Source organism: Streptomyces sp. NPDC017676 (genome assembly GCF_044329325.1).
GTDB lineage: Bacteria > Actinomycetota > Actinomycetes > Streptomycetales > Streptomycetaceae > Streptomyces.
The window spans coordinates 131,046-144,511 of record NZ_JBIRJA010000014.1; the positions used below are offsets into that span (position 1 = coordinate 131,046).

The 13,466-nt window shown below is 71.0% G+C and carries 14 protein-coding genes and 1 riboswitch; of the genes, 11 read left to right on the forward strand and 3 right to left on the reverse strand.

Features of this window, described 5'->3' with window-relative positions:
* Nucleotides 1-103: 103 nt before the first annotated feature.
* The 11 genes from tsf (at nt 104) to ACH4LD_RS28915 (ending at nt 10,922) form a co-directional block, all read left to right on the forward strand.
* On the forward strand, nt 104-940 hold the full coding sequence (tsf, locus tag ACH4LD_RS28865) for a translation elongation factor Ts (protein ID WP_132788823.1): 837 nt from the start codon (nt 104-106) through the stop codon (nt 938-940).
* A gap of 215 nt (nt 941-1,155) precedes the next feature.
* A complete protein-coding gene (pyrH, locus tag ACH4LD_RS28870) occupies nt 1,156-1,914 on the forward strand; it encodes a UMP kinase (protein WP_014675284.1) in 759 nt (252 codons plus the stop codon).
* A 176-nt stretch (nt 1,915-2,090) separates the two neighbouring features.
* Nucleotides 2,091-2,648 (forward strand): ribosome recycling factor, encoded by a 558-nt coding sequence (frr, locus tag ACH4LD_RS28875; RefSeq protein ID WP_014675285.1) that lies wholly within the window; start codon nt 2,091-2,093, stop codon nt 2,646-2,648.
* Nucleotides 2,648-3,793 carry a phosphatidate cytidylyltransferase gene (locus ACH4LD_RS28880; protein WP_398057147.1) on the forward strand — a complete coding sequence of 382 codons (1,146 nt, stop codon included), beginning with the start codon at nt 2,648-2,650 and terminating at the stop codon, nt 3,791-3,793. Before frr ends, ACH4LD_RS28880 begins: the two co-directional genes overlap by 1 nt.
* Nucleotides 3,794-3,983: 190 nt before the next feature.
* A complete protein-coding gene (locus ACH4LD_RS28885) occupies nt 3,984-5,270 on the forward strand; it encodes a cytochrome P450 (RefSeq protein ID WP_398057146.1) in 1,287 nt (428 codons plus the stop codon).
* A gap of 40 nt (nt 5,271-5,310) precedes the next feature.
* A complete protein-coding gene (locus ACH4LD_RS28890; protein ID WP_398057145.1) occupies nt 5,311-5,499 on the forward strand; it encodes a hypothetical protein in 189 nt (62 codons plus the stop codon).
* 60 nt (nt 5,500-5,559) lie between these two features.
* Nucleotides 5,560-6,666, forward strand: a complete 1,107-nt coding sequence (gene rlmN, locus ACH4LD_RS28895) for a 23S rRNA (adenine(2503)-C(2))-methyltransferase RlmN (RefSeq protein WP_103811152.1) — start codon at nt 5,560-5,562, stop codon at nt 6,664-6,666.
* Nucleotides 6,667-6,689: 23 nt separating this feature from the next.
* Nucleotides 6,690-6,796: riboswitch (TPP riboswitch) on the forward strand.
* 81 nt (nt 6,797-6,877) lie between these two features.
* Entirely contained in the window at nt 6,878-7,951 is a 1,074-nt protein-coding gene (locus tag ACH4LD_RS28900; RefSeq protein ID WP_398057144.1) for a thiamine ABC transporter substrate binding subunit, read from the forward strand.
* 47 nt (nt 7,952-7,998) lie between these two features.
* The gene (locus ACH4LD_RS28905; protein WP_398057143.1) at nt 7,999-9,600 is read left to right on the forward strand and encodes an ABC transporter permease; all 1,602 of its coding nucleotides are present in this window, start codon (nt 7,999-8,001) and stop codon (nt 9,598-9,600) included.
* Nucleotides 9,601-10,620: an ABC transporter ATP-binding protein gene (locus tag ACH4LD_RS28910; protein WP_398057142.1), complete on the forward strand. Its 1,020-nt coding sequence runs from the start codon at nt 9,601-9,603 to the stop codon at nt 10,618-10,620.
* Between the two features lie 101 nt (nt 10,621-10,721).
* Complete coding sequence (locus tag ACH4LD_RS28915; protein ID WP_398057141.1) at nt 10,722-10,922, forward strand: hypothetical protein; 201 nt, start codon at nt 10,722-10,724, stop codon at nt 10,920-10,922.
* Nucleotides 10,923-10,980: 58 nt separating this feature from the next.
* Here the strand turns inward: ACH4LD_RS28915 and ACH4LD_RS28920 are convergent, their stop codons facing one another.
* The 3 genes from ACH4LD_RS28920 to ACH4LD_RS28930 form a co-directional block, all read right to left on the reverse strand.
* Entirely contained in the window at nt 10,981-11,679 is a 699-nt protein-coding gene (locus tag ACH4LD_RS28920) for an LAETG motif-containing sortase-dependent surface protein (RefSeq protein WP_398057140.1), read from the reverse strand.
* 176 nt (nt 11,680-11,855) lie between these two features.
* Nucleotides 11,856-12,980, reverse strand: a complete 1,125-nt coding sequence (locus ACH4LD_RS28925; RefSeq protein WP_398057139.1) for an LOG family protein — start codon at nt 12,978-12,980, stop codon at nt 11,856-11,858.
* 35 nt (nt 12,981-13,015) lie between these two features.
* Complete coding sequence (locus ACH4LD_RS28930) at nt 13,016-13,423, reverse strand: VOC family protein (RefSeq protein ID WP_132788816.1); 408 nt, start codon at nt 13,421-13,423, stop codon at nt 13,016-13,018.
* Nucleotides 13,424-13,466 lie beyond the last annotated feature (43 nt).

Sequence of the window (13,466 nt, forward strand, 5' to 3'; positions counted from 1 at the left end):
CGTAGGTCGGCACGACGTACGCGGTCCGCGGTCCCCTGGGACCTGGACCGCGGACCGTGCGGATCTGAAGATCTTCCAGACTTCGAGAAAGACTCACAGACTCATGGCGAACTACACCGCCGCCGACGTCAAGAAGCTCCGTGAGCTGACCGGCGCCGGCATGATGGACTGCAAGAAGGCGCTGGACGAGGCCGAGGGCAACGTCGAGAAGGCCGTCGAGGCGCTGCGCATCAAGGGCCAGAAGGGCGTCGCCAAGCGCGAGGGCCGCTCCGCCGAGAACGGCGCCGTGGTCTCCATCATCGCCGACGACAACTCCTCCGGTGTCCTGGTCGAGCTGAAGTGCGAGACGGACTTCGTCGCCAAGGGCGAGAAGTTCCAGGCCGTGGCCAACGCCATCGCCGAGCACGTCGCCAAGACGAACCCGGCCGACCTCCAGGCCCTGCTGGCCTCCGAGATCGAGTCCGGCAAGACCGTCCAGGCGTTCGTGGACGAGGCCAACGCCAACCTCGGCGAGAAGATCGTCCTGGACCGCTTCGCGCAGTTCTCCGACGGCTACGTCACCGCCTACATGCACCGCACCATGCCCGACCTGCCCCCGCAGATCGGTGTCCTGGTCGAGCTCGACAAGCCGAACGCCGAGGTCGCCAAGGGCGTCGCCCAGCACATCGCCGCCTTCGCGCCGAAGTACCTCTCCAAGGAGGACGTGCCGGCCGACGTCGTCGAGTCCGAGCGCCGCATCGCCGAGGAGACCACCCGCGCCGAGGGCAAGCCCGAGGCCGCGATCGGCAAGATCGTCGAGGGTCGTCTCAACGGCTTCTTCAAGGACGCCACGCTGCTCGGCCAGCCGTACGCGCTCGACAACAAGAAGTCGGTCCAGAAGGTGCTGGACGAGGCCGGTGTCACCCTGAAGCGCTTCTCGCGCATCAAGGTCGGCATCTGAGTCCGTACCGCGATCGACGCGCGACCCCCGGAGAAATCCATGAGGAAATCCCGATAGGGTCGACCGCAGTCGTCCGCGCACACCGCCGCACCCCGGCGTGGGGCGGACGGCAGCAGATCTGACGAGGAGGCCATTGCCGCGCATGGGAGCGAAAAGCAACCCCATCGGCAATGGCCTTCTTCGTATGTGCAACACGTGAAAGAGTTGGGATCCCCATGACCACCAAGGCCCAGAAGAGCGACGACGGCAAAGTACGCGGCCGGTTTCTGCTGAAGCTGTCCGGAGAGGCCTTCTCCGGTGGCGGGGGACTGGGCGTCGACCCGGACGTGGTGCACAAGATCGCTCGTGAGATCGCGGCCGTCGTGCGCGACGGCGCCCAGATCGCGGTCGTCATCGGCGGCGGCAACTTCTTCCGCGGCGCCGAACTCCAGCAGCGCGGCATGGACCGCGCCCGCTCCGACTACATGGGCATGCTCGGCACCGTGATGAACTGCCTCGCCCTCCAGGACTTCCTGGAGAAGGAGGGCATCCAGTCCCGCGTGCAGACCGCCATCACCATGGGCCAGGTCGCCGAGCCGTACATCCCGCTGCGCGCCGTGCGCCACCTGGAGAAGGGCCGCGTGGTCATCTTCGGCGCCGGTATGGGCATGCCCTACTTCTCCACCGACACCACCGCCGCCCAGCGGGCCCTGGAGATCGACGCCGAGGCGCTGCTCATGGGCAAGAACGGCGTGGACGGGGTCTACGACTCCGACCCCAAGACCAACCCCGACGCCGTCAAGTTCGACGCCCTCGGCTACGGCGAGGTCATCACCCGGGACCTCAAGGTCGCCGACGCCACCGCCATCACGCTGTGCCGCGACAACAAGCTCCCGATCCTCGTCTTCGAGCTTCTCGCGGAGGGCAATATCGCCCGTGCCGTCAAGGGTGAGAAGATCGGCACGCTGGTGGGTGACCAGGGCAGCCGGGACTGACCCCGGATCAACCCGGCCGGTGATGTGCGGCCCCGTGAGGGGGCCGGACCCCGGCCGGGGGATGGACAATGTCCTGCCGGTCGGGAACCGTGCAGGAAGAAGACGCGACGCAGCCGGCCGCCGACCGAGTTCAGGAACCGCAGCCGGGCCTTACTCAAGACACGCAGGAGCAAGTGGTGATCGAAGAGACCCTCCTCGAAGCCGAGGAGAAGATGGAGAAGGCCGTCGTGGTCGCCAAGGAGGACTTCGCCGCGATCCGCACCGGCCGTGCGCACCCGGCGATGTTCAACAAGATCGTGGCCGACTACTACGGTGCCCCGACGCCGATCAACCAGCTGGCCTCGTTCTCCGTGCCGGAGCCGCGCATGGCGGTCGTGACCCCGTTCGACAAGAGCGCTCTGCGCAACATCGAGCAGGCCATCCGCGACTCCGACCTGGGCGTCAACCCCAGCAACGACGGCAACATCATCCGGGTGGTGTTCCCCGAGCTGACCGAGGAGCGCCGCCGCGAGTACATCAAGGTGGCCAAGGGCAAGGGCGAGGACGCCAAGGTCTCGATCCGCTCGGTGCGCCGCAAGGCCAAGGACGCCATCGACAAGCTGATCAAGGACGGCGAGGTCGGCGAGGACGAGGGCCGTCGTGCGGAGAAGGAGCTCGACGACACCACGGCGAAGTACGTCGCCCAGGTGGACGAGCTCCTCAAGCACAAGGAAGCGGAGCTGCTCGAAGTCTGATGAGCGACTCTTCCTGGGGGGCGCCGCCATCGGCGGGCCAGGCCGGGTACTGGGGACCCACCGCAGGTGGGCCCGCCCAGCCTGTCCCGGGGGCCGGCCCGGCGGGTCCCGCATACGATGCGCCTGAGGCGCAGCAGACCCGCCCCATGCCCGTTGTGCCCGACGCCCCCGCGTACGGCGGAGGAGACCAGGACGACGACCGGGGGGCCGCTCGGCTGAGCGGCCCCCTGTTCCGAGACGAGACGTTCCAGGCCCGGGAACTCCCGGCCGAGACCCAGAACCCGGAGCCCATGCCCGACGTCCCGCAGCCGGCGCCAGCGCCGCAGAAGAAGAGCGCGGGCCGTGACCTGAGCGCGGCCATAGGCGTCGGCGTCGGGCTGGGTGTGGTGATCGTCGCGTCCCTGTTCATCGTCAAGGCCGTGTTCGTCGGCGTGATCGCGGTCGCCGTCGTCGTCGGCCTGTGGGAGCTGACCAGCAGGCTCCAGGAACGCAAGGGCATCAAGGCGCCGCTGGTGCCGCTCGCGGTCGGCGGCGCGGCGATGGTCGTCGCCGGGTATGTGCGGGGGGCCGAGGGCGCGTGGGTCGCCATGGCGCTGACGGCGCTGGCCGCGCTGGTCTGGCGGATGACGGAGCCGCCGGAGAACTACCTCAGGGACGTCACGGCCGGCCTCTTCGCCGCGTTCTACGTGCCGTTCCTGGCCACGTTCGTCGCGATGATGCTCACCGCCGACGACGGCCCCTGGCGGGTGCTCACCTTCCTGCTCCTCACGGTCGTCAGCGACACCGGCGCCTACGCGGTCGGCTGGCGCTTCGGCAAGCACAAGCTCGCGCCGCGCATCAGCCCCGGCAAGACCCGCGAGGGGCTGCTGGGCGCGGTGCTGTTCGCGATGGTCGCCGGCGCGCTGTGCATGCAGTTCCTGATCGACGACGGCAGCTGGTGGCAGGGCCTGCTGCTGGGCCTCGCCGTCGCGGCCAGCGCCACGCTGGGCGACCTCGGCGAATCCATGATCAAGCGGGACCTGGGCATCAAGGACATGGGCACCCTGCTTCCCGGGCACGGCGGCATCATGGACCGGCTCGACTCGCTGCTGCCCACGGCGCCGGTGGTGTGGCTGCTGATGGTGATCTTCGTCGGCTCCACGTGAGCGGTCCTCGTGAGCGCTACGGCTTTCCGGCCCCCGTCCTGAATCAGGGCGGGGGCCGTCGTCGTACCCGTTCCACTCCGCCGTACCCGGATGCCGCAGCAGGAGTCGGCGGGCGGTGCCGGTGCGCGGCAGACTCCCTCAGAGGGCGACCGTTCCACCGCCGCCCGGCGACGCAGCAGGGAGTGAGCCGATGCCCCTCGACCCGACGCCCCTGTCGGCCGACCCGGTGCCCGCCTCCGCTGCCCCCGGCCCCGGCCCCGGTCCCGCTTCCACCCCGCCACCCCCGCCCGTCCGGTTCTGGCCCGTCGACGACCTGCCCGCGCTCGCCCCCGATCCGTTGCTGGACGTGTTGTCGCGTGAGGAGCCGGTCGCGCGGATCAGGTTGCCGTACGGCGAGGGGTGCGCCTGGCTGGTCACGCGGTACGAGGACGTCCGGTTCGTCACCTCGGACCCGCGTTTCTCCCGGGAACGGGTCGTCGGCCGTGCCGTCACCACGATGCGCCCGGTGCCGGTGGCCTCGCAGACGGCGGGCCTGCAGTACATCGATCCGCCCCGGCACACCCGGCTGCGCCGGGTCGTCGCCCGCGCGTTCACCGGGCGGAGCATGCGGCGGCTGCGACCGCTCGCGGAGCGCAGGGCCGCCGGCCTGCTCGACGGGATGGAGCGCGCCGGCGCCCCGGCCGACCTCATGGAGCACCTGCACGGCCCCTTCCCGATCGCCGTGCTCCGCGACTTCCTCGGCGTGGCGGAGAGGGACTGGCACCGCTGGGCCGCGACGGGCGAGGCCCTGCTGTCCGCGGGCGCCGGGTCGGAGGAGCGGGCAAAGGAGGCGGCCCGGACCACCCGGGCCCTGATCACCGAACTGCTCCGCAGGCGCCGAGAGGACCCCCGCGACGACCTGGCCGGCGTGCTGGCGCGGGCCACCGCGGCCGGCGAGATCACCGACGAGGAGGCGGTCTCCCTCGCCATCGCCGTCCAGGTCAGCGGCGGCCACGCGGTCCGCAACAACAGCGGTTCGATGATGTACGCGCTGCTCACCCACCCCGGCCACCTGGACCGGCTGCGCCGCGAGCCGGAGCTGCTGCCCCGGGCCGTGGAGGAGCTGTTCCGCTACGTCCCGCACCGCAACGGCGTCGGCATCCCCCGTGTCGCCACTCAGGACGTGGAGGTCGGCGGCCGGCTGATCCGGGCCGGTGACGTCGTCTACAACGCCTACCTCGCCGCCAACCGCGACCCCGAGGTCTTCCCCGACCCCGGCGCCCTGGACTTCGACCGCGACAACCTCGCCCATGTGGCCTTCGGGCACGGCCCGCACCACTGCCTGGCCGCCGTCATGGCCCGCATGGAGGCCGAGGTCATGATCGGCGCCGTACTCACCCGCTTCCCCGGCATCCGCCTGGCCGTGCCGCCCGAGGAGGTGGAGTTCCAACGGCGGGGCCTGATCCGCGGACCGAGGATTCTGCCCGTGACGTGGTGACCCGTCGCATGGCAAGGTACGCAGGAACACAGGGGGGAACATGATCTTTCTACTGCTCGGCGTCCTGGCGCTCGTCATCGGCGGCTGCGTGTGCGTGGTGTGGGCGGAGCGCGGCGGCCCACGCTGGGTCCGGATCGTCGCGGCCCTCACACGCGGCGCGGGCGAACTGGTGAGCAGCGCCCAGAAGAGCCGGAGCCGGGGCGGCAGCGGGGACACCGACGACGACTAGGAACGACCGCCTCACGCACGCGCCGGGCCACCCGTTCGGATCTGCGACACTGGAACCACCATGCCCAAGCCCGGAGAACTCACTTTCGTCGCGCCGCGCGGAGCCAAGAAGCCGCCGCGGCATCTCGCCGACCTCACGCCCGCCGAGCGCAAGGACGCGGTGGCCGGGATCGGTGAGAAGCCGTTCCGTGCCAAGCAGCTCTCGCAGCACTACTTCGCGCGGTACGCGCACGACCCGGAGCAGTGGACCGACATCCCCGCCGGTTCCCGCGCAAAGCTCCAGGAAGCGCTGTTCCCGGAGCTGATGACCGTCGTGCGGCATCTGTCCACCGACCAGGGGACCACGCGCAAGACGCTGTGGCGGCTGTTCGACGGGACGCTGGTCGAGTCCGTGTTGATGCGGTACCCGGACCGGGTCACGATGTGCATCAGCTCGCAGGCCGGGTGCGGTATGAACTGTCCGTTCTGCGCGACCGGGCAGGCGGGGCTGGACCGGAACCTGTCCACCGCGGAGATCGTCCACCAGATCGTGGACGGCATGCGGGCGCTGCGGGACGGCGAGGTGCCCGGTGGGCCCGCGCGGCTGTCCAACATCGTCTTCATGGGGATGGGCGAGCCCCTCGCCAACTACAAGCGGGTCGTCGGCGCCATCCGGGCGCTCACCGACCCGGCCCCGGACGGGCTGGGCCTCTCGCAGCGCGGGATCACCGTCTCCACCGTCGGGCTCGTGCCGGCCATCCACCGGTTCGCCGACGAGGGCTTCAAGTGCCGGCTCGCGATCTCCCTGCACGCCCCCGACGACGAGCTGCGCGACACCCTCGTCCCCGTGAACACGCGGTGGAAGGTGCGCGAGGTGCTGGACGCCGGGTTCGAGTACACGGAGAAGTCCGGGCGCCGGCTGTCCATCGAGTACGCGCTCATCCGCGACATCAACGACCAGGCGTGGCGGGGGGACAGGCTCGGGCGGCTGCTGAAGGGCAAGCCCGTGCACGTCAACCTCATCCCGCTGAACCCGACGCCGGGGTCGAAGTGGACCGCGTCGCGGCCGGAGGACGAGAAGGCGTTCGTGGAGGCCATCGCCGCGCACGGCGTGCCCGTCACCGTCCGGGACACCCGTGGACAGGAGATCGACGGGGCCTGCGGTCAGCTCGCGGCCACCGAGCGGTAATCTGACCCCGTCCACATATCTTCATATTCCGACAGGGGAGCGCCACAGCGCTGAGAGTGCGGCACCGGGCCGCAGACCCTCTGAACCTCGCCCAGGTCATTCTGGGTAGGGAGTTCGGTCATCACTCAAGCTGTTGCGCCCTGCCCGGGTCTCCCCAGCGGAGCCCGGGCGGGGCCGCGTCTCTTCCTGGCCAACCCCAGGAGGACATCCAGTGCACAACAAGACCTTCGTGGCCGTGGCGGTCGGGCTGGGCCTGATCGGCCTGTCCGCGTGCGGTTCCGGCGGGAGCGGGTCGTCCGCGGACTCCAAGACGGTGACCCTCGTCAGCCACGACTCGTGGGCCGTCTCCAAGAACGTGCTGAAGGACTTCGAGAAGCAGTCCGGGTACAAGGTCAGGGTCCTCAAGGACGGGGACGCCGGGCAGGCCGTCAACAAGGCGGTCCTGACCAAGGACAACCCGCAGGGCGATGTCTTCTTCGGCGTCGACAACACCCTGCTGTCCCGGGCCCTGGACAACGGGCTCTTCCAGCCGTACCAGGCCAAGGGCTACGACACGGTCCGGCCCGAGTTCCGCGTCGACCAGGACAAGCACCGCGTCACGCCCGTCGACACCGGCGACATCTGCGTCAACTACGACAAGGCCTGGTTCAGCGCGCACAAGCTGACGCCGCCGCAGTCCTTCGCCGACCTCGCCGAGCCCCGGTACAAGAACCTGCTCGTCACCGAGAACGCGGCCACCTCCTCGCCGGGCCTCGGCTTCCTGCTCGGCAGCGCCGCACAGTTCGGCGACGGGGGCTGGCAGGGCTACTGGAAGAAGCTGAAGGACAACGGCGTCAAGGTCGTCGACGGCTGGGAGCAGGCCTACTACCAGGAGTTCTCCGGCTCCTCCGAAGGCAGGAAGGCGGGCGGCGACCGGCCGCTCGTGGTGTCGTACGCCTCCTCCCCGCCCGCCGAGGTGATCTACGCCAAGAAGCGGCCCGGCACCGCCCCGACCGGGGTGTCGTACGGGACCTGCTTCCGGCAGACCGAGTACGCCGGGCTGCTGAGCAACGCGAAGAACACCAAGGGCGGCAAGGCGTTCCTCGACTTCCTGCTCACCAAGGAGTTCCAGCAGGACATGCCGCTGAACATGTTCGTCTACCCGGTCGTGCAAGGGGCCGCCGTCCCCGCCGACTTCACCAAGTACGGGCCGGCCGCCAAGGATCCCGAGACCATGGCCCCGGACAAGATCGCCGCCAACCGCGACCAGTGGGTCAAGTCGTGGACGTCACTCGTACTGAAGTGACCGCCCGAGTGAGGGACAGGCGCGGGAACGCGGCTCGGCTCGGCCTCATGGCCCTGCCCGTCGCGTTCTTCGCGCTGTTCTTCGCCTGGCCCGTGGCCGCGATCGTCGCGCGCGGGCTGAAGGCGGACGGCGCCTGGCACCTCGGGCGGATCGTGGACGTCGTCGCCCAGCCGGACATCCGGCACGTGCTGTGGTTCACCACCTGGCAGGCGCTCGCCTCCACCGCGCTCACCCTGCTGCTCGCCCTGCCCGCCGGCTACGTCTTCGCCCGCCTCGACTTCCCGGGCAAGCAACTTCTGCGGGCCGTCGTCACCGTCCCGTTCGTGCTGCCGACCGTCGTCGCGGGCAGTGCCTTCCTGGCGCTGGTCGGCCGGGGCGGGCTGCTGGACGAGCTGTGGGGGGTACGGCTGGACACCACGGTGTGGGCGATCCTGCTGGCCCATGTCTTCTTCAACTTCGCGGTCGTCGTGCGGACCGTGGGCGGGCTGTGGGCGCAGCTCGACCCCCGGCAGGAGGAGGCCGCCCGGATGCTGGGCGCCTCCCCGCTGACGGCCTGGCGAAAGGTCACCCTCCCCGCGCTCGCGCCCGCCGTGGCCGCCGCCGCCCTGATGGTGTTCCTGTTCACCTTCACCTCCTTCGGTGTGGTGCAGATCCTCGGCGGCCCCACCTTCTCCACCCTCGAAGTGGAGATCTACCGGCAGACCTCGGAGGTCTTCGACCTGTCCACGGCCGCCGTCCTCACCCTGGTCCAGTTCGCGGCGGTCGGCGCGGTCCTCGCCGTGCACGCCTGGACGGTACGGCGCCGGGAGACCGCGCTGCGGCTCGTGGACCCGAAGGTGACGGCCCGGCGTCCGCGCGGCGCAGGACAGTGGGCCCTGCTCGCCTCGGTCCTCGCCGTCGTGGCGCTGCTGCTGGTCCTGCCGCTCGCCGTCCTCGTCCGCCGTTCCCTGGACGCGCCCGGCCTCGGCTACTACCGGGCGCTGACCCACACGGACGGCGGTACGTTCCTGGTGGCGCCCGTGCACGCGGTGTGGACCTCGCTCCAGTACGCGGTCGCGGCCACCGCCATCGCCGTGGTGATCGGTGGGCTCGCCGCCACCGCGCTGTCCCGGCGGGACGCGGGACGGCTGGTGCGGGGCTTCGACGCGCTGTTGATGCTGCCGCTCGGCGTCTCCGCCGTGACCGTCGGCTTCGGCTTCCTGATCGCGCTCGACAAGCCGCCGCTGGACCTGCGCCAGTCCTGGATCCTGGTGCCGCTCGCCCAGGCGCTGGTCGGTGCCCCGTTCGTCGTACGGACCATGCTGCCCGTGCTGCGCGCGGTGGACGTCCGGCTCAGGGAGGCGGCGGCCGTGCTGGGCGCCTCGCCCTGGCGGGTGTGGCGGGAGGTGGATCTGCCGCTGGTACGGCGGGCGTTGCTGGTCGCGGCCGGCTTCGCGTTCGCCGTGTCGCTCGGCGAGTTCGGGGCCACCGTGTTCATCGCCCGGCCCGACAACCCGACGCTCCCGGTCGCGGTCGCCAGGCTGCTCAGCCGTCCCGGCGACCTCAACTACGGCCAGGCGATGGCCCTCTCGACGATTCTCATGGTGGTGTGCGCCGCCGCGCTGCTCGTCCTGGAGCGGCTGCGGACCGACCGGACGGGGGAGTTCTAGATGCTGCTGAGCCTGGAGGCCGCGACCGTGCGCTTCGGCGGGCGGGCCGTGCTCGACGCCGTCGGCCTCGAAGTCGCCGAGCACGAGGTGGTGTGCGTCCTCGGGCCCAGCGGCAGCGGGAAGTCGACGCTGCTGCGGGCCGTGGCCGGGCTCCAGCCACTGTCCGGTGGACGGATCCTGCTCGACGGCCGGAACCAGACGGGTGTACCCGCGCACCAGCGGGGCGTCGGACTGATGTTCCAGGACCACCAGTTGTTCCCGCAGCGGGACGTCGGCGCGAACGTGGCGTTCGGTCTGCGTATGCACGGCGTCGCCAAGGGGGAACGGGACGCCGAGGTGGGCCAGTTGCTGGAGCTGGTCGGGCTGCCCGGCGCCGCCCGGCGGGCGGTGGCCTCGCTGTCCGGCGGCGAGCAGCAGCGCGTGGCCCTCGCGCGGGCGCTCGCGCCCCGGCCCCGGCTGCTGATGCTGGACGAGCCGCTGGGCCAGCTGGACCGCTCGCTGCGGGAACGGCTGGTGGTCGAACTGCGGGAGCTGTTCGGCCGGTTGGGGACGACCGTGCTGGCCGTGACCCACGACCAGGGAGAGGCGTTCGCGCTGGCCGACCGGGTGGTGGTGATGCGGGACGGGCGCATCGCCCAGTCCGGGACGCCGCTCGATGTGTGGCAGCGGCCCGCCGACGCGTTCGTGGCCCGCTTCCTCGGCTTCGAGAACGTGGTCCCGGCGACCGTCGCCGGTACGGTCGCCGACAGCCCGTGGGGCAAGCTGCCGGTGCCGGACGGCTCCGCGCAGGGCCACCGTACGGTCCTCGTCCGCCCGGCCGGCGTCCGGCTCGGGCCCGCCGACCAGGGCCTGGCGTGCACGGTGACCGCCCGCACCTTCAAGGGCACCCATGTGGCCGTCCACCTCCAGCCGGCGGACGGCCCCCGACTGGAGGCGGCCTGCCCGCTCCGGGACGCGCCGGAGCCCGGCGCCTCGGTCGGCGTGGAGTTCGACGTGGCCGAAACCGTCGTGCTCGACTGATCATCACGCCCTTGGGCTGAGGCCATGCCTTTGCTCACGCATGACCGCTACCGCGACGAGATCGCCCAGCGGGTCGAGCGGTTGAGAGCCGTGGTGGCCTGGTGTGTCGACCTGTCCGCCACCGTGCCGACCTGCCCCGACTGTTCGCTGGAGGACACGAGGCCGGCTTCGACACCGGGGTGTGGGCGTGGGCCGGGATGCTGAACTCCGGCTGCGGGCTGCCGCTGGACACGCCCGGCCTGGAGGTGCTCGGCGAGCGCGAGGTGCTGGCGTTCTGGCTGGAGCGGACCACCTTCGGCTGACGCGCCCCGGCCCGCCCCCTGGGCACAGGGGACGGGCCGGCGCGGTACGGCGGTGAGGTCAGCCGTTGCGGCTCGCCCCACGGCGGCGCATGCCGAACCAGACGGCGCCACCGCCGACGACGACCAGCAGCGCCGCGACGCCGGCTATCAGACCGGTGTTGGAGTTCGCACCGGTCTCGGCGAGGTTGGACTCACCGGCCGCCGGGGACGGCGCGTTCTCGGCGGTGCCGGCCGGGGCGGAGCTCGACCCGGAGGCCGACGGGGCCGGGGTCGCCGGCTGGGCCGGGGCGGACTTGCCCGGCGACGACGACGGTGACGGCGACGGGGTCGCGCTGGCCGTCGGCTTCGGGGTCTCGCTCTCGGTCGTGCAGGCGGTGGACGGGGTCACCAGGTCCGGCTGGATGTCCTCGTCGACGAGGGTGCCCGCCTTGACGTGGATCCGGTAGGTGGCGCTCGGCTTCCAGTCCTCGGAGAAGGTGATCCGGACGCCTTCCTTGGACCCCTTGACCGGCTGCTCGCCGACCTTGGTCTCGACACCGCCGACGCCCTTGAGGAAGACGCTGACGGTGGCGTCCTTGGCGGACGCGTCGGTGTCGGTGACGACGATGACGCCCTTGTCGCCGTCGCACTTGGCTTCGGCGGAGAAGTCCTTGATGTTGCACGCGAGAGCGGAGCCGGCCAGTCCCAGCACCAGCGCCGCCGACCCGGAGGCGACACCCAGAACGCGCACGGAACGGCGTGCGCCACGGAGAGTCATGGACAACGTTTGTCCTTTACAGAGTGCAATTGCGGGGGGTGGACGGGGAGTTGGGGCGAGGGATGAGACACGGACAGCTGAGGCCCCAGCAACCCCGGGAGGCTCCCAGGTTTATAAGCGCTCCATAAGGAGTGTCAACGCATCGGCCGTCAACGGCCGTTGACTTTGCCCGCTTATTAACCGCCCAGACGTTTGAGCGCGTCCGGAGCCTGCTCGATCCGGTCAACGAGGGCGATACGGGACTCCATCGCCCGCCCCCGCGCCAGCGACCGGAGCAACGGCCAGGCCGGCAGCTCCCGCGTCCAGTGCCCGCTGTCCACGAGCACCATCGGGGTCGGCTCGCCGCGCGACTCGTAGTAGTTGGGCGTCGCGTTGTCGAAGACCTCCTGTACGGTCCCGGCGGCGCCCGGCAGGAAGACCACCCCGGCGGTGGAGCGGGCCAGCAGGCCGTCCTCGCGGGTGGCGTTGGCGAAGTACTTGGCGATGTGCGCGGCGAAGGCGTTCGGCGGCTCGTGGCCGTAGAACCAGGTGGGGATGCCCACCGAGTCCCCGCCTCCCGGCCAGCGCTCGCGCACCTCGAACGCGGCGCGCGCCCACTCGCTGACCGACGGCCGGAACGAGGGTGCCTTGGCGAGCAGCCGGAGCGCGTCGTCCAGCATGTCGTCGCCGAACGGAGCGGCGTACGCACCGAGGTTGGCGGCCTCCATCGCGCCGGGTCCGCCGCCGGTGGCGACCGTGTAGCCGGCGCGGGCGAGTTCGCGGCCGAGCCGGGCGGCACCGGCGTACGCGTCGGTCCCACGGGCCATCGCGTGGCCGCCCATGACACCCACCACCCGGGCGCCGACGAGGAGTTCGTCCAGGGCGTCGGAGACGGCGTCGTCGTGGATCGAGCGGAGCATCGAGGAGAAGACGTCACCGTCGGCCCGCGTCCGCTGGAACCAGGCGTAGGCGCGCGCGTCCGGCGTCACCTCGTACCCCGCGTCCAGCGACTCGAACAGCTCGTCGGGCGTGTAGACGAAGGCGCGGTACGGGTCGAACGGGAGCCCCGGTACCGGTGGGAACACCAGGGCCCCGGCCGCCCGGACCCGGGCGGCGGCCTCCGGGTCCATCGGGCAGCCGAGGAAGACGGCGCCCGTGGTGTCGAGGCGGAGCAGGACGTCCGTACGGCTGGTCAGGTCGACGGCCTGGACCCGGAACCGGGCGAGCGAGCCGTGTTCGGCGACCACCTCGTCGAACTCGGCGAGGGACTCTATCTCGCGGTCGTGGGCGGCGCGGTGCGGCTGGGCGGGTGTCGGTTGCACCCGCCCATGCTGGCACGGATGTTCGGGCCCCGGGGTCAGCTCTGGATGGCCGCCGGGTCCATCCACACGACCTCCCAGGTGTGGCCGTCGAGGTCGTCGAAGGCGCGGCCGTACATGAAGCCCTGGTCCTGGGGCTCGCCGCTCGCCGTACCACCGGCCGCGATGGCCTTGTCGACCAGCTCGTCCACCTTCTCGCGGCTCTCGGCGCTCAGACAGATCAGCACCTCGCTGGTCGTCGTCGCGTCGGCGATCTCCTTCTTGGTGAAGGTCGCGTAGAACGGCTTGGTCAGCAGCATCGCGACGATGCTGTCGCTGATGACCACGGAGGCCGCCTTGTCGTCGCTGAACTGCGGGTTGATCGAGTAGCCGAGTTCCGTGAAGAACTTCTTGGCGGCGTCCAGGTCGTTCACGGGCAGGTTCACGAAGATCATCTGCTGGTACATGCGGGCCTCTTCCGTCCGGGTCGTGCGCGGTGCGTCGTGTTCG

Excerpts from the sequence above, each read along its gene's own strand:
- tsf (WP_132788823.1), top strand. The coding sequence starts at position 104 with ATGGCGAACTACACCGCCGCCGACGTCAAGAAGCTCCGTGAGCTGACC.
- pyrH (WP_014675284.1), top strand. The coding sequence starts at position 1,156 with ATGACCACCAAGGCCCAGAAGAGCGACGACGGCAAAGTACGCGGCCGG.
- ACH4LD_RS28880 (WP_398057147.1), top strand. The coding sequence starts at position 2,648 with ATGAGCGACTCTTCCTGGGGGGCGCCGCCATCGGCGGGCCAGGCCGGG.
- ACH4LD_RS28885 (WP_398057146.1), top strand. The coding sequence starts at position 3,984 with ATGCCCCTCGACCCGACGCCCCTGTCGGCCGACCCGGTGCCCGCCTCC.
- ACH4LD_RS28890 (WP_398057145.1), top strand. The coding sequence starts at position 5,311 with ATGATCTTTCTACTGCTCGGCGTCCTGGCGCTCGTCATCGGCGGCTGC.
- rlmN (WP_103811152.1), top strand. The coding sequence starts at position 5,560 with ATGCCCAAGCCCGGAGAACTCACTTTCGTCGCGCCGCGCGGAGCCAAG.
- ACH4LD_RS28905 (WP_398057143.1), top strand. The coding sequence starts at position 7,999 with ATGGCCCTGCCCGTCGCGTTCTTCGCGCTGTTCTTCGCCTGGCCCGTG.
- ACH4LD_RS28910 (WP_398057142.1), top strand. The coding sequence starts at position 9,601 with ATGCTGCTGAGCCTGGAGGCCGCGACCGTGCGCTTCGGCGGGCGGGCC.
- ACH4LD_RS28920 (WP_398057140.1), bottom strand. The coding sequence starts at position 11,679 with ATGACTCTCCGTGGCGCACGCCGTTCCGTGCGCGTTCTGGGTGTCGCC.
- ACH4LD_RS28930 (WP_132788816.1), bottom strand. The coding sequence starts at position 13,423 with ATGTACCAGCAGATGATCTTCGTGAACCTGCCCGTGAACGACCTGGAC.